Origin of the sequence: Vibrio sp. V10_P2A27P122 (genome assembly GCF_963874335.1) — a bacterium.
GTDB classification, from domain to species: domain Bacteria; phylum Pseudomonadota; class Gammaproteobacteria; order Enterobacterales; family Vibrionaceae; genus Vibrio; species Vibrio anguillarum.
This window is the reverse complement of record NZ_CAWNHY010000243.1, coordinates 1-24,209: the sequence shown is the minus strand read 5'-3', so window position 1 is coordinate 24,209 and position 24,209 is coordinate 1. Positions and strand designations below refer to the sequence as shown.

Genomic DNA, 24,209 nt, shown 5'->3' with positions numbered 1-24,209 from the left:
TAGAACTCGCTGCGATTAATTTTAATCGTGACCCATTAAACTTAAATCAATTAATGGAACAGTATCCCATCGCTGATATTGCTCAAGTCTTCGCGGAGCAGTTGGCTAATCAGACCTTGAGCGAAGAGGATGTCTTTGAGCTGGTACAATTGATGCCAATCGCTCGTCAAGCGGCGCTATTGGGGTATTTTTCTGAGCCTATCAGAGAAAAAGTGGTGGAGAGAATGCCGCTCGAAGCGCTTGCGAAAGTGCTTCAAGTTATGCCCCATGATGAAAGGGCTGACTTATATGCTCACTTGGATGAGACGCGCCAACCGCCGCTACTTGCTCTACTGGATCAACAAGAGCGGCAAGATGTACAACAACTTGCAGCCTACCCTCAAGGCTCGGTCGGCTCTATCATGACGACAGATTATGCGACGTTAAACGCCGATGATGATGTGCAGCAGGCGATTGCGCGTTTACGTGAAATGGCCAACGAGAGGGAAACCATCTATCAAGCGTATGTGATTGATAAACAGAATCGCTTACTTGGTACACTTTCGCTTAAGGATTTAGTGCTGGCACAACCGACCTCGCTTGTCTCTGACATCATGACCAAAGAGACAGTGTTTGTTCGAGCCGATGAAGATCAAGAGTGTGCAGCGCAAGCCATCAGTAAATACGATTTACTTGCGGTGCCTGTTTTTGATGATCAATTTCGTTTGGTCGGTATTGTGACTTATGACGATGCGATGGACGTGGCCGAGCAGCAAGCGGATATGGATTTTCATAAAGTCGCTGCGGTTGGTTTTACCGGTAACCTTAAAGAAGCCAGCGTATGGCTAATGTACAAGAAACGTGTGTTTTGGCTGGTGTTGTTAGTCTTTGGTAACCTTTTTTCTGGTGCCGGAATTGCGTACTTTGAGGAGACGATTCAAACCTATGTCGCCTTGGTCTTCTTCTTACCACTGTTGATTGATAGCGGCGGTAATGCAGGATCCCAGTCAGCAACGTTGATGGTTCGAGCCTTAGCCACTGGTGAAGTGGTGATGAAAGATTGGCTATCCATGTTGGTGCGAGAGTTAGGGATTGCGGCGTTATTAGGGGCAACAATGGCCATTGCTGTTTCTTTATTGGGTTTTTGGCGAGGCGGCAGTGATATCGCTTTTGTCGTTGCGGTAACGATGCAAATTGTGGTGATTATTGGTTGTGTTGTTGGAATGCTCCTTCCGTTCATTCTGAATAAGTTTAAGCTCGATCCTGCGTCAGCCAGTGCTCCGTTGATCACGACCATTGCGGATTCTATCGGGGTGATCATCTATTTCAGCGTTGCTACCATGGTGTTGGATTTTCCACCAGTGACGTAAGCCACTCATCTGGCAGTGAGATCTACTGGTTGGAGTGTGAAATAAGCCCAACGGTCAAAAGCTTTCTCTATTTTTGGGAAAGCTTTTTTTATGAATAAGGCTCATATGCTCGATTTAATAGGTAGACGAACGATCAGCCGAACTGGTTGGCGGGCTATACTGCACCTCACTGAAATCCATATTGGGGAACAAAAATGCGGCTTCGGAGCGAATTTGCTCGGCGCGGCTTTCGTCACCAATACCTTGGTAAGCCAAGATCAGATTATTGTAAAAAGCAGGACGCGGTTTATGTTTTATGATGGCCAATGACCAGTCGATGTATGGCGTAATCAATTTAGGATCTTGATTATACAGGCCAATGTTGAGGTAAGTGCTGTAGACATCCCAATCAAAACGGTCTTTCCAAACCACAGGGTTCGTCACCCTTTGTAGGATATCCGGGTTCTTGGGTTGAGATTCCTCAAATTGGGTAAGCACGTAATTACTGTGCAGTGCGCTGAGCATATAAAAGCCAGTCAAAATCGGCACTACTAAACTCAATACTCGAAACAGGGATTTACTGATAAGGCCAAAAGGGGCCGAACGGTATTTAGCCACGCGTTGATCAACCCAAAAAAGCAGAATAATGAAGGTTATCCAATGAATGGCAGAATGGTAAAATGGGTATTCGAGTTGGCTGTGCAACACGATAGGAATGAAAAGGGCGAACATCGCAAGCCTAGTCCCTTTCTTTGCCGAATACATCCGCATGAGCACGAAAAGCATGGCCAGTGTGATCCCTAGCACAGGTAACAAACCGCCTTCCACCGCCCAGAATAGTAATTCATTATGAGGATGATCCATCGACGCCAACCCCGGTTGGTAGCTAGGGTTTAATTGGTGTTGCCTTGCGGTATAAAGCAAATATTCAGATTCAAACTTGCCATAGCCATAACCCGTGAAGGGTTTTTCTATGACCATATCGATGGTTTGAGGAAAGGTATAACGACGAGGGCTCTCTAAATCAGCCTTATTCTCTAGAAAATCGCCCGAGCCTTGGGAATAGACAGCGACAAACCCTAAAGCAATACCCAATAGCGTTGCAGCGCTCCATCCCCAAAACCGTTTAGGCGTCGAAAATTTAAATAGGTAAGGCAGAACAAAAAGCGTGCCGAGTACCGCGCCAATCCAGCCAGTGCGCGAGGCTAATATCACCAGCAACGGTGCAGTGAGCAGTGGAGTGACATAAAGTAGGCTCACTTCGCTAACATGCTGATTGTACTTTTTCGGTTGACGAGCCAGTAAATAGCCGGACATAACCAGCCCTGTCGCGAGAAAGCTTGCCATCACATTCGGTTGCTGAAAAATGCCGTAAGGGCGGTTGATGAGGGTGTTGTAGCCAAAAATATTATCGGGTGAAAGCAAAAAGTATTGGTACAGACCAAATAGAGTTTCAATCAATACCGCGAGTACGATAAACCAGAGTAATCGCTGCTTATGTTTGTTACTAAAACGAAATTGTTGCAGCAATACAAAAAAAAGCAGCCCAGTCCATAGTCCTAACATTCGACTCAGCGACGACTCAATTTGAGCATTCGTATAAAGCAGCGGAATCGTCATGATGCTACAGCTGATGAAAAGACCGATGGTCAGTTTGGAATAGCGTAACCTACGGTTAGATGCGAGTTGATACAGACCTAATGAGAGCGTAAAACTAAGGGCAAGCCAAGTGGTTGGATTAAAAGATAAAGCCAGACCTGAGCCACCAGGGTTGGGCATAAAAAAATGCATTGCCAGTAAATAGAGAATGCCAATCGAAAGCAAAAAGGGTTTGTTTAAGGGGATGGCGGGTGTTTGTGCTTCAAGTTGTGTACCGCTTAGATGCAATGTTGCCATAGGTCTCGCGTTCCAATTAAAAGAAACCAGCAACCACTTGCTGGTTTCTTTACTTTACCGTTTTTTTCTATTTCAACATAGGTTTAAGAAAGCGTGCTGTGTGTGAACCTTCGATCTGCGCCACATCTTCGGGCGTTCCTTGAGCAATGATTTCGCCGCCGCCTTGTCCACCTTCTGGCCCTAAGTCGATCACCCAGTCTGCGGTTTTAATCACATCTAAGTTGTGTTCAATCACCACCACGGTATTGCCGTGGTCGCGTAGGCGATGCAGTACGGTCAAGAGCTGTTGGATATCATGGAAGTGTAAGCCAGTCGTTGGCTCATCCAAAATGTACAAGGTTTTTCCTGTATCGCGCTTTGATAGTTCACGAGCCAGTTTGACGCGTTGAGCTTCGCCCCCTGACAATGTCGTCGCCGCTTGTCCGAGGCGTATGTAGGATAAACCCACGTCAATCAAAGTCTTGAGTTTGCGAGCGATCATCGGTACGGGCTCAAAAAAAGCGTAAGCATCTTCGACGGTCATCTCCAACACTTCATCAATCGCTTTGCCTTTGTAGCGGACTTCCAATGTTTCACGATTATAGCGTTTGCCCTTACACACATCGCATGGCACGTAAACATCGGGTAAAAAGTGCATTTCAACCTTAATCACACCATCACCTTGGCATGCTTCGCAGCGTCCACCGCGTACGTTAAAGCTAAAACGACCCGGCTTATAGCCTCGAGAGCGAGACTCTTGAGTGCCTGAGAATAGCTCACGGATCGGTGTGAAAATGCCCGTATAGGTGGCCGGGTTTGAGCGGGGAGTTCGGCCTATCGGGCTCTGGTCAATGTCGATGACCTTATCAAAATGCTCTAACCCTTTGATTTTTTGATATGGAGCAGGCGTTGCTGTGGTGGCTCCATTTAAGGCCGTATGAGCAATTTTAAAAAAGGTGTCATTAATTAAGGTTGATTTACCGGAGCCTGAAACTCCGGTTACGCAGCTAAATAAGCCAACAGGAATTGATAAATCAACCGTCTTGAGGTTGTTACCCGACGCGCCGATAAGCTCCACCGTTTTCTTGGGATCTCTCGGGGTACGCACGGTAGGAATCGCAATTTTTTTCGTGCCGCTCAGGTACTGTCCTGTGAGCGAATTAGGGTTGGAAATTATGTCATTCACATTCCCTTCTGCGACGACTTGTCCACCATGCACACCAGCGCCAGGGCCAATATCAATTACATGATCGGCCATACGAATTGCGTCTTCGTCATGCTCTACAACCAATACCGTGTTGCCTAGATCGCGCAAATGCGTGAGCGTTTTTAATAGCCGTTCGTTATCACGCTGGTGGAGCCCAATCGATGGCTCATCTAAGACGTACATTACCCCAACGAGTCCAGCGCCAATTTGGCTCGCTAAGCGAATCCGTTGTGCTTCGCCTCCTGACAGGGTTTCAGCACTCCGAGAAAGGTTGAGATAATTCAACCCAACGTTGACGAGGAAATGCAAACGGTCATTGATCTCTTTCATTACTTTTTCAGCAATTTGTGCTCGTTGGCCTTCTAAATCAAGAGATTGAAAAAATTGCAAGGCATCGGCAATGCTCAGTTCCACCACTTCCGGGAGCGCGGTGTCATTGATAAATACGTTGCGAGCTTCGATGCGTAAACGGGTGCCATTACAACTGATACAAGGCTTAGTCGAGATGTATTTCACCAAATCTTCACGGACAGAGTTAGATTCTGTATCGCGATAACGCCGTTCAAGTGTATTGAGAATGCCTTCAAACGGATGGCGTTTAACCCGAATATCACCACGGTCATTAATGTAGTTAAACTCAATCTCAGTTTTCCCCGAGCCTTTCAAGATGATTTCCTGAACCTTTTTAGGCAGTTTGTTAAATGGGGTGTGTAAATCAAAATCATAATGCGCAGCGAGTGACGTGAGCATCTGGAAGTAGTAGTAATTTTTCTGATCCCAGCCACGAATCGCTCCTTGCGCGAGGCTGAGTTGGCTATCTTGGATAACGCGTTCAGGGTCAAAATATTGTTGTACGCCTAAACCATCACAGGTGTGGCATGCGCCCGCTGGGTTATTAAATGAGAACAGCCGAGGCTCTAACTCCTGCATACTGTAGCCACAGTGTGGACAAGCAAAATTGGCTGAGAATACAATCTGTTCGCCTTCACCATCCATATCAGTAACCACAGCAATACCGCCTGACAACTCGAGCGCTGTCTCAAAGGATTCGGCTAGGCGCTGCTGTAGGTCAGGACGAACTTTAAAGCGATCAACCACCACTTCAATGGTGTGCTTTTTGTGCAGCTCAAGGGTTGGTGGATCAGTCAGATCGCACGTTTCACCATCAATGCGGGCACGGATAAAACCTTGCGCGGCCAAGTTTTCCAGCGTTTTAACGTGTTCACCTTTGCGCTCTTTCACAATCGGTGCAAGCAGCATCAGTTTTGAACCTTCAGCTAACTCCAATACTTTATCAACCATCTGGCTGATGGTTTGGGCGCGAAGTGGCACTTTGTGCTCAGGGCAGCGCGGCTCACCGACTCGCGCATAAAGCAGACGCAAGTAGTCATAAACTTCGGTAATGGTGCCAACCGTAGAACGAGGGTTATGCGAGGTTGATTTTTGTTCAATAGAGATAGCCGGTGAAAGACCTTCAATATGGTCAACATCCGGTTTTTCCATCAAAGATAAAAATTGGCGTGCATAGGCAGACAGCGATTCAACATAGCGGCGTTGGCCCTCTGCGTAGAGTGTATCAAAGGCGAGAGACGACTTCCCCGAGCCTGATAGCCCTGTAATCACCGTTAGTTTATCGCGTGGAATGGTCAGGTTGATATTTTTCAGGTTGTGGGTTCGAGCGCCCCTAACTTCAATTTTGTCCATCATCTAGGCTCTATGTAACACAAGTTAAGCAAGTATTGCATAGTGTGAGTTTTGTGCAAATAGGTACTGGATAAAAAAACAGTAAATAAAAACCACGGGACTTGCCGTGGTTTTTATTGGGGAGGCGCTAGGTTACTAAGGCATTAGGTGACTAACGCATTCGGTTACTTAAGCTTTATGAGTCGAATGTTTATCCAACGCGACTTTTTGTTCGTTCTTTTTGTACATGTTTTCAAAGCAGTAGTTAGTGGCTTCGATATAGCCTTCTACGCTACCACAGTCAAAGCGTTGGCCTTTGAATTTATACGCCAATACACAGCCTGATTGCGCTTGTTTGAGTAGCGCGTCGGTAATTTGAATTTCGCCACCTTTACCCGGCTCTGTTTGCTCAATCAGATCAAAAATATCTGGGGTTAAAATGTAGCGACCAATGATGGCTAAATTGCTTGGTGCGGTGCCTGGTTCTGGTTTTTCAACCATGTCATCCACTCGGAACAGATCGTCTTTGATCATTTCACCGGAAATAACACCGTATTTATGTGTTTCATTTTCAGGCACTTCTTGAACGGCAACAATTGAGCAGCGGAACTGTTTATACAGAGCGACCATTTGTGCCAAAACCCCTTTTTCTTGATTGACACATAAGTCATCGGCCAGCACCACCGCAAAAGGTTCATCGCCGACTAACTCTCGACCCGTTAAAATCGCATGGCCTAAACCTTTCATTTCACGTTGACGAATGTAGGTGAAGTTGGCGGTATCAATGATTTCACGAATATCAACCAGTAGCTCTTCTTTGTTGGTGCCACTAATTTGATGCTCTAGCTCATAGTTTTTATCGAAGTGATCCATGATCGAGTGTTTTCCACGCCCAGTCACAATACACATCCCGGTCATTCCAGCTTGAATCGCCTCTTCAACACCATATTCGATCAAGGGTTTATTGACGACTGGCATCATCTCTTTAGGCATTGATTTGGTCGCTGGAAGAAAACGTGTACCGTAGCCAGCGGCTGGGAATAGGCATTTTTTGATCATGCTATAACCTTATTTTTATTTGAATTGTTAATTGATGGCGCAACCTTATCATGCTTTATGAAACGCTATCACCACTAAAGCGGTGAACTCAGTTAAATTCTGCGTGAAAGCACATAATTAAGACAGAATATTTTGATTGGCCCACGCAATCGCTTGGACCCTATTTTTGACCGATAGCTTTTTGAATATTTGGTAGAGATGTGATTTGACCGTGAATTCACTGATGAATAAATCTTCCGACATTTGGTTATTCGATGCGCCAGTTTGTAAGCAGCGGAGGATCTGTATTTCGCGGGCGGTTAAGTCTGTAATCACTTGAGCAGTGTGGGATTCAAACGCGTAGCGATAGTAGTGCAGTAACTGGCTTACAGCGTGTCTGGGTAGCCAATTTTGTCCGTTAATGATTTCACCAAGCCCAAATGCAATTTTATCTAGGGTGTCATTTTTATAAAATAGCCCCTTTAAATGGCCAAAGGTTAATAAGTCATTCGTGGTTAATCTTTGCAACACATTGATAAGGATCGTTTCATGATGCTGACTGCTTAATGGGCAGTTTCCCAAGCGTTGCTGCAGTAGCGCATAATCGGCATGGTCAATCATCAATATTTTGTGTTTATCTGGACAATACGTTTGGCGCAGGATTTCAGGCTCAATTTTTGGAATGGGCAGTCCAAGCCGATCGGTTAAATGGTCAATATAAGGGTGCTCTTGCTCTTTATCTAAGCAAAGAAAGTAAATGGTGCGGGTATAGTTTGTTTTTCTCATGGTCACTTCCTGTTGACGAGAATGTTAGACAACTGTCTAGAAAATGACGGAAATTAGGTTATAAAGCCAACGAGATAAATAAAATTGCGCTTAGTTTCATATAGTAAGGTAACTGAGTGTTTTGTCATCCTTAAATTAGAGGTGGCGGTTCTAAAAAATAGGAAATTGAGCAAGATTGTGAGATGAATTTTGACAACTATTTCTGTGAAGATTTGTGCCTCGCATAAAGCGTGGTATCCTAGTCAGCTATTTAAAGAACACTCATGATGGAAGACGGAGCAAAACATGGCAAGCCGTGGAGTAAATAAAGTTATTTTAGTGGGTAACCTAGGTAACGACCCAGAAATTCGTTATATGCCTGGTGGCGCTGCTGTGGCAAATATCACCATTGCAACGTCAGATTCATGGCGTGATAAAGCAACTGGTGAGCAACGCGAAAAAACCGAATGGCACCGTGTTGCGCTGTTTGGCAAATTAGCCGAAGTGGCTGGTGAATACTTACGTAAAGGTTCACAAGTGTACATTGAAGGTCAGCTACAAACTCGTAAGTGGCAAGATCAAAGCGGACAAGATCGTTATACCACCGAAGTTGTCGTACAAGGTTTTAATGGTGTGATGCAAATGTTGGGTGGCCGTGCTCAAGGTGGTGCTCCAGCGCAAGGTGGAATGCCACAACAACAGCAACAAGGTGGCGGATGGGGGCAACCTCAGCAGCCTGCGATGCAAAAGCAACCACAGCAACAGCAGTCAGCTCCTCAACAGGCTCAACCTCAGTATAATGAACCACCAATGGATTTTGATGACGACATCCCATTCTAAACGTTCGAATGTCGAAAAAAGCCGCGAAAACCGCGGCTTTTTTATATAGTTATCACTATTAGCATTTTCTTATTTGTCAGCACAGCTTAGTGATCGACAAAGTTTACGTTGAAAAGGAATTCAGCATTCATGCGGTATACACCAACACTGAAACTGAGTACTCGGTTAGTAGCTTTTGTTACGCTCATCGTAACCAGTGCAATGTTCATTTTGTTTATTGGTGGAACATTGTCTTTTCAACGGCTTGGACAAGAATATCTCAATCACTACCTAGCAGGAATTGTGGAGGTAGTCGATAAAGAAATAGAAGATCCTGATGCCGCTTATTCATTGCAACGTTGGATGCCCAAAATGTTGCAAGCCAGTAGCATTGTTGAAATGCAGCTCTCTTCACCAGCTGGCGTTATTTACCGTTTTAAAGATACCTCGTCCAAAGTCGACCCTGCCCGTTTGTACCATATTGATATTATCCTTGAACGTAATCCAGGCTACAGCATCAGCTTTAAAGCCGTTCCGCCCTATCTCAGTTATAACTACTCATTGGGTGCCATGTGGTCTATTACGTTGGCAGTTGGTCTCATCGTGTTTTGTTTGATTCGTGGGGTAAAGTGGCTTAAAGAGCAATTGCTTGGATCTGAATTGTTGGAGGAGCGAGGGCGAATGATTCTCGCCGGTCGAGTGGAGCAGTACGCCAAAGGTGATCACCGCGAGTGGCCTTATACGGCGAGTGAGGCGCTTGATGTCCTGATTGATGAGCTGCAAGATGCTCGTCAAGAGCGTAGCCGCTTTGATACTTTTATCCGGACCCAAACCTTCTTAGATAAGTTGACGGGTACGGCCAACCGTGTCCTTTTTGATAGCAAATTGGAATCAGCCTTGTTAGAGAATGGCGCGCGTGGTGGCGTTTTGTTAGTGCGTATCGATGATTGGGATTCTCTGTGCGAAGAAAATGATAAAAAAGCAGCGGATGATCTCGTTGTGGAAGTCGGGGAGAACATCTCTAACGTCATACAGCGTTACCCGGATGTTATTTTATCTCGCTATTACGATACCGATTTTGCCATTTTTGTGCCGCACCAAGGGGTAAAAGAGGTCGCTTCTATTGCTACACAATGTTTGAAGCTTTTAGCGCGCATATCGCCTCCAGAGCCGCTCGATAAAGAAAACTGGTGCCATATAGGTATCAGTATGTACAGCGAAGGCGAGCGGCGTGGTCGAGTGTTGGATGAGGCAGAAACGGCCTTAAAAAGTGCTCAGTTACAGCGAGTGAATACGTGGAGCCGCTTTAAAAAGAGTACTTTTTTCCAAGAGGAACGGGGCAGTGTGCGTTGGCGAACTTTGTTTGATCAGGTGCTGACGCCTGAGAAAATAATTTTATTCCGTCAACCTTGCTATTTGCTTGAAAAGACGAATGATTTAGTATGGCTGCACGATGAGTTGTTTGCGCGTATTGATGATCCAGAACAAGGTGTTATAAAAGCCTCTCGCTTTCATTCTGCTTTAGAAACTGTAGGTTATGAAATGGTGATGGATCGAGCCGTATTGCTTAAAGTCGTTCGTTTGCTTAAAAGCTCTGAAGTTAAGGTCAATGTGTCAGTGAACTTGCATGTCGTCCCATTCGCCGATAAGCAGTATTTTAAGTGGTTTCGACATGAATTGCTGCAACTGACCTCGAGTAGCCGATCGCAGCTCTCCTTTGAGTTTCCTGAAGGTCGGTTAGTGCAACATCTCGATTATATGCGCCCCGTTATTAAGATGATCTCCGGCCTCGGTGCTAAGGTAATCGTAGGGCAGGCTGGCAGAACGATTGTCAGCACTCACTACATAAAAGATCTTAAGATTGATTTCCTTAAGTTACACCGCAGTTTGATGAAGAAAATAGACCAACGGCATGAAAATCAGCTGTTTGTACGTAGCATGATCGGTGCTTGTGGCGGTACTCAGACTCAAGTTATTGCGGTCGGTGTCGAAACAGAGCAAGAGTGGCAAACGCTAAAAAACCTAGGCATTCATGGTGGGCAAGGCCGACTGTTTGAAGAAGAACAGCCTTTGTTACCTGAGAAAATAATTAGCCCTAGCGTGACCTTAGGGCGAAGAAATCGTTGGCGTAAAAAATAAAAGCGAACCTATATGAATCTTCAGTCACTGATTGATAAATTAAAACCATCTAAAGCGACGTTGCGGCAATTGTTCGTTGTCGTAAGACCTGATGCTCTCTATTTCTCGGCTTTGGATGATGCGACTTTGCCGACAGAGATCCCGCTTGATGGTGCAACGTGGCAACAGGTACTCTTTCACGCACTCAAACCGCTCAACATCAAGGGTACGGTAATTAACCTTGTCCTCCATGCTCATTTTTATCAAACTTATCAAATAGAAAAACCGCAGTTACCCAAAGAAGAGTGGTCAGTCGCCCTGCCATTTTTATTGAAAGATCTGGTGACAGAGAAAGTCACTGACATCATCGCTGATGCTTTTCCGTTACCCGCAGATAATAAAATTCAAGCCTACGTGGTCTCAAAACGCACGGTATTGGAAGTGGCGTCGCAACTGAGTGCGATGGGTTTAGAGTTAGGCAAAGTCATTCCCGAAGATGAAGTGTGGGCGAGAAGTGCCGGTGATCTTGAGCATTTTTTGCTGCTACAGCGCAGTAAAAACAGCAGTTTTAAGTTTGACGCATTTGTGGACCAAAAATGCTGTTTTCAACGCACAATGAGAGGTGTTGTCTCTCCCATTACTGGTGTCGCCAGCTCGGTTTTACAGCTCGATGGCTTAGCGTTAGAACTGCAACGTTCGATCGATTACCTTTCCTCGCAGCTTAAAGGGGCCTCATTACATCAGCTAAAAGTGCTGTGTGATGAAGAAGCGCAGCAAGAGTTGGTCGATGCATTAAATGAACGCCTAAATGTCAAAGTTTCCCTGCTTGATGAGCGGTTACCGAGTTCGGCGCATCTGCTGGTGGAGCAAGTGACTCGCATTGACGATTCAATGCTCAATTTATACCCGGCGCATCTTAAGCCGAAGAAAGAGTATTTTTCACTGTCCATGGTCTGCGCGATTTGGGGCATTGTCGCTTTAGTGATGCTATTGGCCTATGCCAGTTATCAATGGCAAAATAGTCAATTGCAACAGCAGCTACAAGCTAAACAAGCGCAAAATAAAGTCCTTGCTGCTGAATTAGAAACGACCAAACAGAAAGTTGATAAGCATAAGCCATCGGTTGAAAAAATGGCGGCGATTGAGCGTTTGAAGCAGCAAATTAAGGGCAAACAAGCCACATTGGATTCGATTAATGAGTTTGATCAATCACAACAGGTCGGTTACTCAGGAGTCATGCGTTCGCTCGCCACACTCAGCCGTGATGATATTTCATTAACGACCATTACCATTCAACATGAGCAGCTCGATTTGCAAGGCTTAGCCAGAGAGGCGAAAGATATTCCAAACTGGTTAAGTCAGTTTAAAAGCGAACTGAACCTAGTGGGACGTGGTTTTGAAAAGTTAAAAATTGCGCGCAATGAGCAAGGCATTCTCATCTTTGAGCTTAAAACTAAAGCGGAGGATAGCCAATGAATTGGCAGAGCATCAGCAACAAATTCTTAGCCATCAGTTCGCGTGAAAAAATGTTGATCGCCCTGTGTGGCTTAGTGGTGATTACACTGCTCTTGTTTAGCTTGTTACTCGAACCTGCGATGAAATCGGTGGCGGCTAATCGGTTACAGCTTCAGTCTGTTGAGCAGATGAACCAGCGAATGCAAGGTGAAATTCTGTTATTGACTGCTAAGCTTAATAAAGATCCTAATCAAGAGATTAATCTAGAATTCAAACAGTTAATGACGCAGAGCCAAACTCTCTCGCTTGAGCTGGCAGCATTGGTTGATTCACTGATTACACCCGCGAAGATGGCGCAATTGCTTGAAAGTGTGTTGGCAACCAGCCCAGAGTTGACGTTGGTCTCCATGGAGTCATTGGCAGCAGAGCCGATTGCAAATAACAACCAATCATCTGAATATTCAGGCTATTATGTTCATCCTGTGAGATTGGAGTTCACCGGTAATTACTTCGCGATATTGAATTATTTGACCAATTTAGAAAGTTTACCGATGAAGTATTATTGGCGTCATTTCCAATACAAGGTAGAAAATTACCCCCAAGCCAGAGTCATTATGGAAGTGTACACATTAGGCATTAGACAGGAGTTTATTGGTGGTTAGATCCGTTTTTTCACTGCTGTTGATGTGTTTTGTATGCAGTAGTTGGGCAGCGCAAGATCCTACCGCGCCATTAGGTTGGGCGAGTGAGAGCGCATCACCTGTCAATAAGATAGAGAGTTACCCGCTACCTAGGTTGCAAAGTATTGTATGCCAACAAACCATACCTTGTGTGGCAGTGCTTAACGATCAAGTGGTTGGCATCGGAGAGTCGCTATTGGGCTACACAGTAGAAGCCATTGAGCCACAGCAAGTGACCCTTTCTCGCAGAGGAAAGATGTGGGATTTAAGCCTCTTTTCTCTGGACATCAAGCAGTAAGGTATAGAAATCGTATGCGTAAAATCGTATTAGGCGTAGTCATCGTATCCTTAATGGGCTGTTCTATGGGACATCGCGATCCAGTTGAGATGAAACAGTCTTTGAATCAGGCGATTAATGAAGCCAACAGCCGAAATCTAGCCGTTCTACCGGCCTCCGTAGAAGCTGACTTGATGCCTGACATTGAGGGAATCACAGCGCGCAGTCAAGAAACGGTTAAACGCTTTCGTATCCAAGCTGATAATGTGGATGCAAGGGTATTTTTTGCCAGTTTAGTGAAAGGGACTGAGTTTAGTGCCGCCATCCACCCTGAAGTTACTGGAAGTGTAACGGTAAATCTAACTGACGTGACTTTGGATGATGTATTGGCCGTCGTTCGTGACATGTATGGCTATGAAATTATTAAAAAGGGTAAAGTGATTCAGGTTTACCCGTCAGGCCTGCGTACGGTGACTATCCCGGTCGATTATTTACAACTTAAACGTACGGGCCGTTCTTTAACTTCCATCACCACCGGTACGATCACTAATACGGATACCGGTTCTAGTTCCTCGAGTAGTTCTAGCTCAAATTCCAGTACTAATTCCAATTCGAGTAACTCATCCAGTAATTCTAAAGGTGGAACGGAAATTGAAACCACCAGTGAAAGCGATTTCTGGCCGCAGCTTGAAAAAGCCGTTGCACAGCTGATTGGCTCGGGCAAAGGTCAAGGCGTTGTTGTCACGCCACAAGCGAGCGTAATCACTGTTCGAGCCTACCCAGATGAAATTCGCGAAGTGCGTAACTTCCTTGGCATTTCTCAGCAACGTCTACAGCGACAAGTGATCCTTGAAGCAAAAATTTTAGAAGTCACCTTGAGCGATGGTTACCAGCAAGGGATCAATTGGTCAAATATGTCCTTTGGCAATGGTGATGTTGTGATTAATAAGGTCGGTAGTGCGGCTTCGTTACTGCCGGGGATGGATGCGATTGGCACTCTGCTGCAAGGCCAAACCAATGTCACCATTTCAGATGGTAGTTTTGAAGCGGTGCTTAATTTTATGGGAACTCAGGGTGATTTGAATGTCCTATCCAGCCCAAGAGTTACCGCTGCTAACAACCAAAAAGCGGTGATCAAAGTCGGCACCGATGAATACTATGTCACTGACGTAACGGGTGTGGTTGGTAATGGCGATAACTCCAATGTTGCACCAGATATCCAACTAACGCCTTTTTTCTCGGGTATCTCGCTTGACGTGACGCCACAAATTGATGACCAAGGCAATGTGCTATTGCACGTGCACCCCGCTGTGATTGAAGTCGACGAGCAGACGAAACAAATTGAATATGCAGGCAACCAAATTGTGTTGCCATTAGCGCGCAGTACGATCCGTGAATCAGACTCGGTGATCCGCGCACAAGATGGTGACGTGGTGGTGATTGGTGGATTAATGAAATCCAACACCTCCAATCAAGTATCTAAAGTCCCTTTTTTGGGGGATTTACCCGGTTTAGGGTATCTGTTTCGTAACACCTCTGAGCTGACTGAAAAAACCGAATTGGTGATTTTGCTGAAACCAACGGTTGTGGGTGTTAATACGTGGCAAAAAGAGCTCGAACGCTCGCGTGAACTACTACAGGAGTGGTTCCCAGACGAAGAATAAACATCATGTATCTTGAGCACTTTGGTTTTGAGCAACTGCCTTTTCATCTCACGCCTAATACATCACTGTTTTTAGGCTTAGCGCCACATTACGAGGCGATTCAGACAGTGAGTGCTGCCATTGATTTAGGCGAAGGGGTGATCAAGATAACCGGAGAAGTCGGAACCGGAAAAACCATGGTGTGTCGTATGTTGATCAATCATTTACATGATCATATTGCACTGATTTACTTACCCAACCCAGCGCTTAATGGTCGAGAACTTCGCCAAGCTGTCGCCAGCGAACTAGGCCTTAGTAAGCAAGATAATGCGGATATTGTTGATCGTATTCAGCAACAATTGATTGTGCTAAAGCAGCAGGGGAAACGAGTAGTCGCGATTGTTGATGAAGCACAAGCGTTACCAGACGATGCATTGGAAGTGCTGCGTTTATTCGGCAATTTAGAAACAGAATACACAAAGTTGTTGCAACTGGTGTTGATCGGCCAACCAGAGCTCGATGAGCGTTTAGCGCAGCACCATCTGCGCCAATTTCGCCAACGAATTACTTTTAGCGCTTATCTGCGGCCGCTCTCTTTAGATGAAACAGTCGCTTATATCGAGAACCGCTTGAGCAAAGCCGGAGGCGATGCGCAACTGTTTAATCTTGAACAGAAAAAAGCGTTGTGGCGAGCCAGTTATGGCACCCCTCGTTTGATTAACCAAGTGTGTCACAAAGCTCTGTTGCTGGCTTTTACGCAAAACGACAGCACGATTCGCAATCAGCACCTATTTACAGCGATTCACGATACGTTTGATACCTGTAAGCCTAAGTTTAAACGCCCTTTTATGTGGGGATGGAGTTAATCATGAGTGCAATGAACGATGCACTATCAAAACTGGCACAAGCGCAACGCCAATCAGTGGTGAACTTGCAACCAGCGCAAGTTGCGAAAGTAAAACGCAGCCGCGCTTGGTTGTGGATGGTAGCCGGGTTTGCTGCCAGCTTAGCAGTCGGTGGATGGGCGGTGTCACAGCAGCAAGCTATGGTTGACCAAGTTGCGGTTAACCAAGCTGCGGTTGACCAAACTATGGTCAGCCAAACAGTGGTCAGTCAAACAGTGGTCAGTCAGACACTGGCCAATCAAGCGATAGTGAATGAACCTGAGAGCCTGTTGTTAGAGGTTGATGAGCGAAGCTCTTCGCCTGCGCTTGTTTCTCCGACCACCAAAATTGTTCCGGTTCACCGTCCCGTTTACCAAACTGCCGTTGTTGCAGTAGACAAAAAAACGTCAAATTCAGCAACGCCCACAGTGACGGTTAAACAGGATTCGGCCTTAGCCAATCAAAAGCCGTTGTATTCTAACCGTGCGGTCACGCTCGGTGCTGAAAGTGACCAAGAAATCTCAAGTGTTTTGATTGAACAAGTGGATTTGACGCCAGAGCAACTGGCGGTAAAAGCAATGAGCCGCGCTGATAAAGCCGTGGACAGCAATGAGCTCAAAGAGGCACTGGATGCGTACAGTGAAGTGCTACGCTTTACCCCAGAAAATGAACTCGCCCGTCAAAAATTATCCGCGCTCTATTACGGCAAAGGTGATGCGCGCAAAGCTTTTGAAATTTTACAAAGCGGTATAAAGCTCAATCATAACGGAGAAAGTTTGCGGATCGCGTTAGCTAAATTGCTGATTAAAGAGAAGCAGAGTGAAGCGGCGTTAACCCCTCTAGTTCATTTACCTGACAATGCTTCGATCGATTATCTCTCGCTAAGAGCAGCCTTGGCACAAAAAGCCAAGCAAGATTCACTCGCATTAGAAAGCTATCAACGCTTAGTCAAGCTTGATGCTGAGAACGCACGCTGGTGGTTAGGGCTTGCGATAGCACAAGAGCGCACGATGGATTTTCAGGCGGCCAAATATACCTACCAACAAGCGCTTGCGAAAGTTGGCCTCTCGAGTCAGTCACAACTGTTTATTCGTGATCGCCTAGTCGTACTAAGCAGTTTAGAGGAGAGTGCGAGTGCAAATTAAGCTACGAAAACGCTTAGGTGATCTGCTGGTTGAAGAAGGGATCATCACTGAAAATCAAGTGGAACAAGCGCTCGCTGCGCAAAAGCGCAGTGGACGTAAACTGGGTGACACGCTGATCGAACTCGGCTTTTTGTCAGAGCAGCAGATGCTGAGCTTCTTATCGCAGCAACTTTCGCTGCCGCTGATTGATCTCAGCCGAGCCAATGTCGATATTGATGCAGTGCAGCTCCTCCCGGAAGTACATGCACGCCGTTTACGCGCCTTAATCATTGGCAAAAATGGCGACACGCTGCGCATCGCAATGAGTGATCCGGCGGATCTGTTTGCTCAAGAATCTCTGCTTACTCAATTACCCCAATACAGTTTTGAATTTGTTATTGCTCCAGAAAAACAATTGGTTGAAGGGTTTGATCGTTACTATCGCCGCACCAAAGAAATTGCGTCCTTTGCCGAGCAGCTACAACTGGAACACCAAGGCAATACCGCCTTTGATTTCGATATCGGTGATGATGATAGCGATGAAGTGACCGTTGTTAAGCTCATCAACTCTCTATTTGAAGATGCGATTCAGGTCGGGGCGTCTGATATTCATATCGAACCTGATGCTAACGTATTGCGTTTACGCCAGCGGATTGATGGGGTATTACACGAAACCCTACTCAATGAAACCAACATCGCTTCGGCTTTAGTGCTGCGTTTAAAATTGATGGCCAATCTTGATATCTCAGAAAAACGCCTCCCACAAGATGGCCGTTTTAATATCCGAGCCAAAGGCCAATCGGTCGATATTCGTATGTCGACCATGCCAGTACAATACGGTGAGTCGGTGGTGATGCGTTTACTCAACCAATCATCCGGAGTTCGTAAACTGGAAGAGTCAGGTATTCCTGACGATATTTTACAGCGTTTACGTCATCAACTTAAACGTCCACACGGCATGATCTTAGTGACCGGCCCAACCGGCTCAGGGAAAACGACGACGCTATACGGCGCGTTATCAGAGCTCAATGTTCCCGGTAAAAAAATCATTACTGCCGAGGACCCGGTTGAGTACCGATTGCCACGCATCAGCCAAGTGCAGATCAACCCTAAAATTGACCTTGATTTCTCAACGGTGCTGAGAACCTTTTTGCGTCAAGACCCGGACATTATTCTAGTCGGGGAGATGCGCGATCAAGAAACCGTTGAAATTGGTTTGCGCGCGGCCTTAACCGGCCACTTAGTGTTGAGCACCTTACACACCAATGATGCGGTTGATAGCGCCTTGCGCATGATGGACATGGGCGCACCGGGCTATTTAGTGGCCAGCGCCGTGCGGGCGGTGGTTGCCCAACGTTTAGTGCGTAAAGTTTGCCCCGATTGTAAAGCGGTGGATGAGGTTGATGAAGCCCGTAAACAGTGGCTGACGGTGCGTTTCCCAAATCAAGTTGAAGCGGCTTTTACACGTGGGCGTGGGTGCCAGAACTGCAATTTGACGGGGTACCGTGGGCGAATTGGGGTTTTTGAAATGCTCGAACTTGAACACGAGATGATGGATGCGCTGCGCGCCAACGATGCGGTTAGTTTTGCGCAAGCCGCTCGTCAGTCGAAGCAATACAAACCGCTGCTAGCTTCGGCGATGGAGTTGGCGCTACAAGGGGTTGTCAGTTTAGATGAAGTGATGAGCTTAGGTGAAGGTGATTCATCCGGCATCATTCAAGCCATCTATCTATAGTTAAGGTTACTCATGCCAACGTATCGTTATCAGGGTCGAAATTTAGATGGTAGCAAAACCTCGGGGCATGTTGACGCGCCGACAGAAGAGCTCGCGGCGGAAGCGCTATTTAACAAAGGCGTGATTCCGACCTTAATTTCGTCAGACCAAGGGGCTGATTTTTCGATTGATTGGAAATCGCTGTTTACCCCAAGTGTGCCACTTGAGGTGTTGGTGATCTTCTGTCGTCAGCTTTACAGCTTGACCAAGGCGGGTGTGCCGCTGCTGCGCTCGATGAAAGGACTTATCCAAAATTGTGCTAATAAACAGCTTAAAGAAGCATTGGAAGCGGTTAGTAATGAGCTAACCAACGGGCGCAGTTTATCGAGCTCAATGCAGATGTACCCGAAAGTCTTTAGCCCGTTGTTTGTGTCGATGATCCACGTCGGTGAGAACACAGGGCGGCTTGATGAAGCCTTGCTGCAATTGTCTCATTACTACGAGCAAGAAGTCGAAACTCGTAAACGGATTAAAACGGCGATGCGTTATCCGAGTTTTGTCATCAGCTTTATTTTGGTCGCGATGTTCATTCTCAACGTTAAAGTGATCCCACAATTTACTAGCATGTTTAGCCGTTTCGGGGTTGATTTACCGCTGCCAACTCGCATTTTAATTGGTATGTCAGATTTCTTTGTCAACTACTGGCCGATGATGATAGGCGTATTGCTTGGGTGTTTATTTGCTTTCAGAGCTTGGTTGAGCACAGCCGCAGGGCGTCAAAAGTGGGATAAGTTTCGCTTAAGAATGCCTATTGTCGGCGGCATAGTGAACCGAGCGCAATTGGCGCGTTTTTCTCGAACTTTTGCCTTGATGTTGAAAGCGGGGGTGCCATTAAACCAATCGATAGCATTATCTGCCGAAGCGTTGGATAACAAATTTCTAGAATCTCGCCTGTTAGAAATGAAAGCTGCCATTGAAGCGGGAACAAGCATATCCACCACCGCGGTAAACGCCAATATTTTTACGCCATTAGTTATTCAGATGATTTCGGTGGGTGAAGAGACAGGGCGCATTGATGAGTTACTACTTGAAGTCGCGGACTTCTATGATAGAGAGGTGGATTACGATCTCAAAACCCTCACTGCGCGCATAGAGCCGATTTTATTGGTGATTGTCGCCGCTATGGTGTTGGTGCTGGCACTTGGCATCTTTCTGCCAATGTGGGGAATGCTCGACGCGATCAAAGGATAAAGGTTGTCAGATGAAAACGGCGATAGAGCGTTCTCAGTTCGTAATTTGGGGGTTGATTGTCTTTGTTCTTTTGATGGCTTTGCTATCAGCATGGCAGTCGATAGAAAAAGAAGCCAATCAAACCGCATTAGCGATGGCGAGCAGTAAAATCGTAGAAAGTGCCAATTTTTATAAGCAAGATTGGTTATTAAAGGGGCGGCCCTCAACTTTAATCGCGAATGGTCGATTACTCAATATGAGTGCAACGGGCTGGGTATTACCATTGGCTGAGAATGAATCAAGTATAGATTGTCGTTATTGGTTAAGCCTGCTATACCCAGATGAACAACTGCTTGAAAGCAAAGTGATTTCAATTGAGTCGGCACATCAAGCAAATCAGTATCAATGCCGCTATGTTTACAGTCAAAAACAGGTGATAACCATTGAACTTTTAAGGGATAAGTTTACAGTAAGCGTCGATTTTTCAGCATGAGTTTTCGACATAAGCAGTGAAATGGGCACTTGCCCCGTAGCGATGCGAGAACAAGTGCGTATAATACACGGTAATAACAAAGAGATAGGTAGAGCATGGATAACAAACAAACGGGCTTTTCCTTAGTTGAATTAGTCGTAGTGATTGTGGTTGTCGGCTTATTAGCCGTTGCAGCGCTACCCCGCTTTTTAGATGTCACTGATGAAGCGAAAAAAGCCAGCATCGAAGGAGTTGCCGGTGGTTTTGCTACTGGTGTTCTATCGGCGCGTGCTCAGTGGGAAGCTCAGGCAAGAACCTCTGTGACTTTGGGCTCGGAAAAACAAAACACCGTCAACTATGATGGTGTCAATTTCTGGCTGACCCGCTCTACAGATAGCAGCGGGGCCGCGACCGGTTTTAGGGACGGTTATCCGTTGGCGCTCAATACCGATAATACCAGTTATCCAGCGGCGATTACGGATCAGTCATGTATTGATTTAATGGATAATTTGCTGCAAAACCCACCAAAAGTTGACACAGTCGCTAATGCAGCCAATAACGCTAATGTAAAATATTCAGCACAAGCCGATGACGGTCAAGCCACTTGCACTTATGTGCAAAAAGAGGGCGGAACCGCGCACCAGTTTGTGTATGAGATAAAAACTGGTCGTGTGACCGTCACTTTGCAGTAAGTCTGCGCATTGATTAAAACATAGAGAGAAAGTAACTATGAAAAGACAAAACGGTTTCACCCTAATCGAACTTGTGGTTGTGATTGTCATTCTCGGCATTCTCGCCGTCACCGCAGCGCCACGCTTTTTGAATTTGCAAGGCGATGCGCGAGAAGCCTCGTTACAAGGTCTGAAGGGTGCGATGCAAGGTGCGGCTGGTATTATTTATGGCAAGGCCGCTATTATTGGTGAAGATGTGAAAGCTGATGGTGCTATTTCTGCCGGAAGTCAAACGATTGAAACGGTTTGGGGGTATCCAGAAGCATCAACTAATGGTATTACAATTGCAGTAACAGGTTTGTCAACTGATTGGAAACAAATAACAGCGGTCTCTGCTGCTAATTCGATCGCATATGGTTTCGATGCAAATGCGACGAATTGTTACTTAACTTATTCAATCAATCCTTCAGTTAGTAATGCAGAGCCGAGTTACACATTATCTGCGTGTCAATGATCATAGTAAAGGCCAGCATTGCTGGCCTTTACTTTATCTATAACGAGAGTTATTTCTTACCCACAAAAATCAGTAAAACTTAAGCCCACTACGGAAATTTCTTATATACTTTAAGCACTTGTTTTTTTGCTAGAGGTATAAAATGCAGCAACATTTAGCAGCACGGCGTGGTTTTACGTTGATCGAACTGGTCGTGGTGATTGTGCTGCTGGGCATTGTGGCTGTGTACGCAGCAAGCCGTTATACCGGCATATCCTCCTTTTCAAGCGTGACCACACAAAGCGAAGTGTTAGCCTCACTGCGTTTGACCCAAAACCGCGCCATGCAGCGTACCGACCTCTGTAATCGCTGGTTGGTCAGCAATAATCAAGCACAGCAAGTATCTCCTTCCGTTTCTGCTGGTGCTTGCACCACTTCACTACCAAGTACGCTTGCAGACAGCAGTTTTGTCGATGCTGCGGTGAACGATATCACCCTGACGTTAACCAATAATGATGGTAGCCATTTTTTAGATTTTGATAGTTTAGGCCGCGCCGCGCAGTGCTTAACGGCAAACTGCACTGTTACCTTAAATAATCTGCAATCGGGTGAATCTCGCCAAGTGTGCATCAATAGCGAGGGGTACATTTATGCGTGTTAACGCGCCGCGTGGGTTTACTCTCATTGAGATGATCATCGTTATCACGGTAACGGCAATAGCCATGACAGGCATCACGGCCGCGCTTTATCCTCGCTCGCAACAAAGCGCTGAACAGGTGCTAGCAGTAAAAGCCGCCGAGTTAGGCCGCGCGGTTATGGATGAAGTGATGGGCCGAGCCTTTGACCAAAACTCCGGGCCCAATGGCGGAGTGCCTGAGTGTTTACTCAGCGGAACGGTAGAGGAAATGTGCACTGCTCATGACGCTTTGGGTAAGGATAGTGAAGCGAGTATTAACCAATACAACGATGTCGATGATTTTATCACGGCTCAGCCAAGGCCAATTGAAGATGTGCTCGGCACACTCTTAGATACGACCAGTTATAGAGGCTTTGCTGCGGCGATCAATGTATTTTATGAACAGGACAGCGGTGGGCAACTCAGCGGAGTGAACGCTAATCAACGGACTCACTATAAGCGGGTTTCTGTGGTGATCATTGACCCGAAGGGCAACCGCTACCCGTTTGCGGCGATTAAGGGCAATTTCTGATGCGTGGTTTTACCCTGATTGAAATGGTGATTGCGATTATTCTGTTGTCGGTAGTCGGGCTATTTTTAGGCTCTGTGATCCGCCAAAGTATGGGTATTTATGTTGATACCACCGCCCGCGAAGCTTTGATCCAACAAGGGCGCTTTGTTACTGAGCGGCTGAGCCGAGAACTGCGCGAAGCGGTACCAAACAGCGTGATGGTAGAAAATGGTTGCATTGAGTTTTTACCGATCACTGACAGCGCGATCTACAGCGAGCTGCCAACCGTGCAATCGCCTTCGGCTGCGGTACGGTTGTTACCGATCGACAAAAAGGTACTCAATGGCGATCGTCTGGTCGTGTTTCCAACCAACGCCGCTTCGCTACGCCAAACGCCAAGTGCAAGCGGACAAATAGCGCAAGTAAACGCAGATGTGGATTTTACATCACCCAACAACACAAGCATGGTCGATGTAGCCTTGACACAACCGACTGGTTTTGTAATTCAATCGCCAGCTAAGCGAGTCTATTTTTATCGCACGCCAGTGGCTTTTTGTTATCAGAACAATCGTATTTATCGTTATGCGGATTACGCGCTTAATCGCAGTGCGCTCAGCCCTGCACAGCTTGGTACTCCAGTATTGATGGCTGAAAACATTAGCCAAGCCAACTTTCACGTCACGCAGCCAGAGCTACAACGCAACGGCTTAGTGAAAATTGAACTGACATTTTCCGACCGCGGCGAGGAGGTAAAGTTTGACCATGATGCGCTTATCTACAACACGCCATAAACAGCAAGGTAGCGGCTTAGTATTGGTTATCTTTATCATTGTGGTGGTCGGCTTTGTTGCATCGGTCGCGAACCGTAATCAACAGCGCAATAGCCAGCAGTTGGTTTCGATGGTGTTAGGGACAAGGGCCGAAATGGCGGCGCGATCGGCGATCAACGTTGAACTGAGTCGTTTTTATCAAACGACAACCGACGGCAGTTGCCATACTCATTCTGTACAATCACTCACGTTTGAAGGTGAAGGATTAGCACAATGTAGTGCACAGGTTAAATGTAATTTGGTGGGTACAATGGATGATGGCCGTACTGTCTATCAACTGACTTCAACCGGGCGCTGTCAGTCTGGTGATTGGATGTTGCAGCGAGTTATTGAAGTGGGGGTGAAAAAGTGATCCACTATAAATGGCTGATTAGCATACTGCTCAGCACAATACTATCTATCTCTGCAACAAGTGTAATGGCTTTCCAGCAGATTGATAATTCTATCTATTTTCCTCACGTTGCCCAAGGTCAGGGCAGTTGTGCAAGCTCTCCAAATCCTCAACTTATCCAATACGGATACTCACAGATTACAGGAACAGCGGGTGACCCACTGGCATTTTGTTCCATCAACAATATTTCTGAACGCCAAAATGCTCGTTGTGATGATCAGTTTTGCCAAGTTACAGGGGGAGGTGTGGCTTCCTTAAGTTTAAGCGGTGGGAATGCATTCAAAAATTCCAGTAATAATAATAACCAAATCAACTGGTGTTATAG

23 protein-coding genes are annotated in these 24,209 nt (G+C 46.1%); 19 read left to right on the top strand and 4 right to left on the bottom strand.

All coding sequences use genetic code 11. The annotated features are described in order from the left end of the window. Nucleotides 1-1,349: magnesium transporter (gene mgtE / locus AACQ17_RS10905; protein WP_206208091.1), on the top strand; the 1,349-nt coding region annotated here is incomplete at its 5' end. A gap of 114 nt (nucleotides 1,350-1,463) precedes the next feature. On the opposite strand, the gene AACQ17_RS10900 is transcribed toward mgtE, so the two are convergent. From AACQ17_RS10900 to AACQ17_RS10885, 4 genes are all read right to left on the bottom strand, one after another. Continuing rightward, nucleotides 1,464-3,224, bottom strand: coding sequence for a PglL family O-oligosaccharyltransferase (locus AACQ17_RS10900; protein WP_170935145.1), 1,761 nt, complete (start codon nucleotides 3,222-3,224; stop codon nucleotides 1,464-1,466). A gap of 67 nt (nucleotides 3,225-3,291) precedes the next feature. Next, nucleotides 3,292-6,114, bottom strand: coding sequence for an excinuclease ABC subunit UvrA (uvrA, locus tag AACQ17_RS10895; protein WP_094146975.1), 2,823 nt, complete (start codon nucleotides 6,112-6,114; stop codon nucleotides 3,292-3,294). Nucleotides 6,115-6,282: 168 nt separating this feature from the next. Beyond that, nucleotides 6,283-7,152: a UTP--glucose-1-phosphate uridylyltransferase GalU gene (gene galU / locus AACQ17_RS10890; RefSeq protein WP_013857894.1), complete on the bottom strand. Its 870-nt coding sequence runs from the start codon at nucleotides 7,150-7,152 to the stop codon at nucleotides 6,283-6,285. 117 nt (nucleotides 7,153-7,269) lie between these two features. Beyond that, nucleotides 7,270-7,917 (bottom strand): LuxR C-terminal-related transcriptional regulator, encoded by a 648-nt coding sequence (locus AACQ17_RS10885; RefSeq protein ID WP_047688160.1) that lies wholly within the window; start codon nucleotides 7,915-7,917, stop codon nucleotides 7,270-7,272. Nucleotides 7,918-8,202: 285 nt separating this feature from the next. Between AACQ17_RS10885 and AACQ17_RS10880 the strand changes: the two genes are divergently transcribed. The 18 genes from AACQ17_RS10880 to AACQ17_RS10795 form a co-directional block, all read left to right on the top strand. After that, a complete protein-coding gene (locus tag AACQ17_RS10880) occupies nucleotides 8,203-8,736 on the top strand; it encodes a single-stranded DNA-binding protein (protein ID WP_013857892.1) in 534 nt (177 codons plus the stop codon). 129 nt (nucleotides 8,737-8,865) lie between these two features. Next, nucleotides 8,866-10,854, top strand: a complete 1,989-nt coding sequence (gene csrD, locus AACQ17_RS10875) for an RNase E specificity factor CsrD (protein ID WP_166538097.1) — start codon at nucleotides 8,866-8,868, stop codon at nucleotides 10,852-10,854. 12 nt (nucleotides 10,855-10,866) lie between these two features. After that, nucleotides 10,867-12,309 (top strand): MSHA biogenesis protein MshI, encoded by a 1,443-nt coding sequence (locus AACQ17_RS10870; protein WP_094147157.1) that lies wholly within the window; start codon nucleotides 10,867-10,869, stop codon nucleotides 12,307-12,309. After that, complete coding sequence (gene gspM / locus AACQ17_RS10865; protein ID WP_094133109.1) at nucleotides 12,306-12,950, top strand: type II secretion system protein GspM; 645 nt, start codon at nucleotides 12,306-12,308, stop codon at nucleotides 12,948-12,950. Before AACQ17_RS10870 ends, gspM begins: the two co-directional genes overlap by 4 nt. Then, the gene (locus AACQ17_RS10860) at nucleotides 12,940-13,266 is read left to right on the top strand and encodes an MSHA biogenesis protein MshK (RefSeq protein ID WP_094147156.1); all 327 of its coding nucleotides are present in this window, start codon (nucleotides 12,940-12,942) and stop codon (nucleotides 13,264-13,266) included. The genes gspM and AACQ17_RS10860 overlap by 11 nt, the downstream gene beginning before the upstream one ends. 14 nt (nucleotides 13,267-13,280) lie before the next feature. Further along, nucleotides 13,281-14,909, top strand: a complete 1,629-nt coding sequence (mshL, locus tag AACQ17_RS10855) for a pilus (MSHA type) biogenesis protein MshL (RefSeq protein WP_094147155.1) — start codon at nucleotides 13,281-13,283, stop codon at nucleotides 14,907-14,909. Nucleotides 14,910-14,914: 5 nt separating this feature from the next. After that, a complete protein-coding gene (locus tag AACQ17_RS10850) occupies nucleotides 14,915-15,754 on the top strand; it encodes an ExeA family protein (protein ID WP_166538096.1) in 840 nt (279 codons plus the stop codon). A gap of 2 nt (nucleotides 15,755-15,756) precedes the next feature. Then, nucleotides 15,757-16,917 carry a tetratricopeptide repeat protein gene (locus AACQ17_RS10845; RefSeq protein WP_094147153.1) on the top strand — a complete coding sequence of 387 codons (1,161 nt, stop codon included), beginning with the start codon at nucleotides 15,757-15,759 and terminating at the stop codon, nucleotides 16,915-16,917. Continuing rightward, on the top strand, nucleotides 16,907-18,631 hold the full coding sequence (locus tag AACQ17_RS10840; RefSeq protein WP_094147152.1) for a GspE/PulE family protein: 1,725 nt from the start codon (nucleotides 16,907-16,909) through the stop codon (nucleotides 18,629-18,631). Before AACQ17_RS10845 ends, AACQ17_RS10840 begins: the two co-directional genes overlap by 11 nt. 12 nt (nucleotides 18,632-18,643) lie before the next feature. After that, complete coding sequence (locus AACQ17_RS10835; RefSeq protein ID WP_094147151.1) at nucleotides 18,644-19,861, top strand: type II secretion system F family protein; 1,218 nt, start codon at nucleotides 18,644-18,646, stop codon at nucleotides 19,859-19,861. 10 nt (nucleotides 19,862-19,871) lie between these two features. Beyond that, nucleotides 19,872-20,333 (top strand): hypothetical protein, encoded by a 462-nt coding sequence (locus AACQ17_RS10830; RefSeq protein ID WP_017050659.1) that lies wholly within the window; start codon nucleotides 19,872-19,874, stop codon nucleotides 20,331-20,333. A 95-nt stretch (nucleotides 20,334-20,428) separates the two neighbouring features. Then, nucleotides 20,429-21,004 (top strand): prepilin-type N-terminal cleavage/methylation domain-containing protein, encoded by a 576-nt coding sequence (locus AACQ17_RS10825; RefSeq protein WP_013857881.1) that lies wholly within the window; start codon nucleotides 20,429-20,431, stop codon nucleotides 21,002-21,004. A gap of 37 nt (nucleotides 21,005-21,041) precedes the next feature. Further along, complete coding sequence (locus AACQ17_RS10820) at nucleotides 21,042-21,497, top strand: prepilin-type N-terminal cleavage/methylation domain-containing protein (protein WP_094147150.1); 456 nt, start codon at nucleotides 21,042-21,044, stop codon at nucleotides 21,495-21,497. Between the two features lie 142 nt (nucleotides 21,498-21,639). Continuing rightward, nucleotides 21,640-22,137 carry a prepilin-type N-terminal cleavage/methylation domain-containing protein gene (locus AACQ17_RS10815; RefSeq protein ID WP_094147149.1) on the top strand — a complete coding sequence of 166 codons (498 nt, stop codon included), beginning with the start codon at nucleotides 21,640-21,642 and terminating at the stop codon, nucleotides 22,135-22,137. Beyond that, complete coding sequence (locus AACQ17_RS10810; protein WP_170935144.1) at nucleotides 22,127-22,684, top strand: type II secretion system protein; 558 nt, start codon at nucleotides 22,127-22,129, stop codon at nucleotides 22,682-22,684. Before AACQ17_RS10815 ends, AACQ17_RS10810 begins: the two co-directional genes overlap by 11 nt. Next, a complete protein-coding gene (locus AACQ17_RS10805; protein ID WP_094147147.1) occupies nucleotides 22,684-23,454 on the top strand; it encodes a PilW family protein in 771 nt (256 codons plus the stop codon). Before AACQ17_RS10810 ends, AACQ17_RS10805 begins: the two co-directional genes overlap by 1 nt. Further along, the gene (locus AACQ17_RS10800; protein WP_094147146.1) at nucleotides 23,426-23,845 is read left to right on the top strand and encodes an MSHA biogenesis protein MshP; all 420 of its coding nucleotides are present in this window, start codon (nucleotides 23,426-23,428) and stop codon (nucleotides 23,843-23,845) included. The genes AACQ17_RS10805 and AACQ17_RS10800 overlap by 29 nt, the downstream gene beginning before the upstream one ends. Continuing rightward, nucleotides 23,842-24,209, top strand: a 368-nt coding sequence (locus AACQ17_RS10795; RefSeq protein ID WP_141201435.1) for a hypothetical protein, incomplete at its 3' end; no start/stop codon positions are given. The genes AACQ17_RS10800 and AACQ17_RS10795, both read left to right, overlap by 4 nt.

Bases quoted from the DNA above. Each gene is read 5' to 3' on its own strand.
- AACQ17_RS10900 (WP_170935145.1), bottom strand. From the start codon at position 3,224: ATGGCAACATTGCATCTAAGCGGTACACAACTTGAAGCACAAACACCC.
- uvrA (WP_094146975.1), bottom strand. From the start codon at position 6,114: ATGGACAAAATTGAAGTTAGGGGCGCTCGAACCCACAACCTGAAAAAT.
- galU (WP_013857894.1), bottom strand. From the start codon at position 7,152: ATGATCAAAAAATGCCTATTCCCAGCCGCTGGCTACGGTACACGTTTT.
- AACQ17_RS10885 (WP_047688160.1), bottom strand. From the start codon at position 7,917: ATGAGAAAAACAAACTATACCCGCACCATTTACTTTCTTTGCTTAGAT.
- AACQ17_RS10880 (WP_013857892.1), top strand. From the start codon at position 8,203: ATGGCAAGCCGTGGAGTAAATAAAGTTATTTTAGTGGGTAACCTAGGT.
- csrD (WP_166538097.1), top strand. From the start codon at position 8,866: ATGCGGTATACACCAACACTGAAACTGAGTACTCGGTTAGTAGCTTTT.
- AACQ17_RS10870 (WP_094147157.1), top strand. From the start codon at position 10,867: ATGAATCTTCAGTCACTGATTGATAAATTAAAACCATCTAAAGCGACG.
- gspM (WP_094133109.1), top strand. From the start codon at position 12,306: ATGAATTGGCAGAGCATCAGCAACAAATTCTTAGCCATCAGTTCGCGT.
- mshL (WP_094147155.1), top strand. From the start codon at position 13,281: ATGCGTAAAATCGTATTAGGCGTAGTCATCGTATCCTTAATGGGCTGT.
- AACQ17_RS10850 (WP_166538096.1), top strand. From the start codon at position 14,915: ATGTATCTTGAGCACTTTGGTTTTGAGCAACTGCCTTTTCATCTCACG.
- AACQ17_RS10845 (WP_094147153.1), top strand. From the start codon at position 15,757: ATGAGTGCAATGAACGATGCACTATCAAAACTGGCACAAGCGCAACGC.
- AACQ17_RS10835 (WP_094147151.1), top strand. From the start codon at position 18,644: ATGCCAACGTATCGTTATCAGGGTCGAAATTTAGATGGTAGCAAAACC.
- AACQ17_RS10830 (WP_017050659.1), top strand. From the start codon at position 19,872: ATGAAAACGGCGATAGAGCGTTCTCAGTTCGTAATTTGGGGGTTGATT.
- AACQ17_RS10825 (WP_013857881.1), top strand. From the start codon at position 20,429: ATGGATAACAAACAAACGGGCTTTTCCTTAGTTGAATTAGTCGTAGTG.
- AACQ17_RS10820 (WP_094147150.1), top strand. From the start codon at position 21,042: ATGAAAAGACAAAACGGTTTCACCCTAATCGAACTTGTGGTTGTGATT.
- AACQ17_RS10815 (WP_094147149.1), top strand. From the start codon at position 21,640: ATGCAGCAACATTTAGCAGCACGGCGTGGTTTTACGTTGATCGAACTG.
- AACQ17_RS10810 (WP_170935144.1), top strand. From the start codon at position 22,127: ATGCGTGTTAACGCGCCGCGTGGGTTTACTCTCATTGAGATGATCATC.
- AACQ17_RS10805 (WP_094147147.1), top strand. From the start codon at position 22,684: ATGCGTGGTTTTACCCTGATTGAAATGGTGATTGCGATTATTCTGTTG.
- AACQ17_RS10800 (WP_094147146.1), top strand. From the start codon at position 23,426: ATGATGCGCTTATCTACAACACGCCATAAACAGCAAGGTAGCGGCTTA.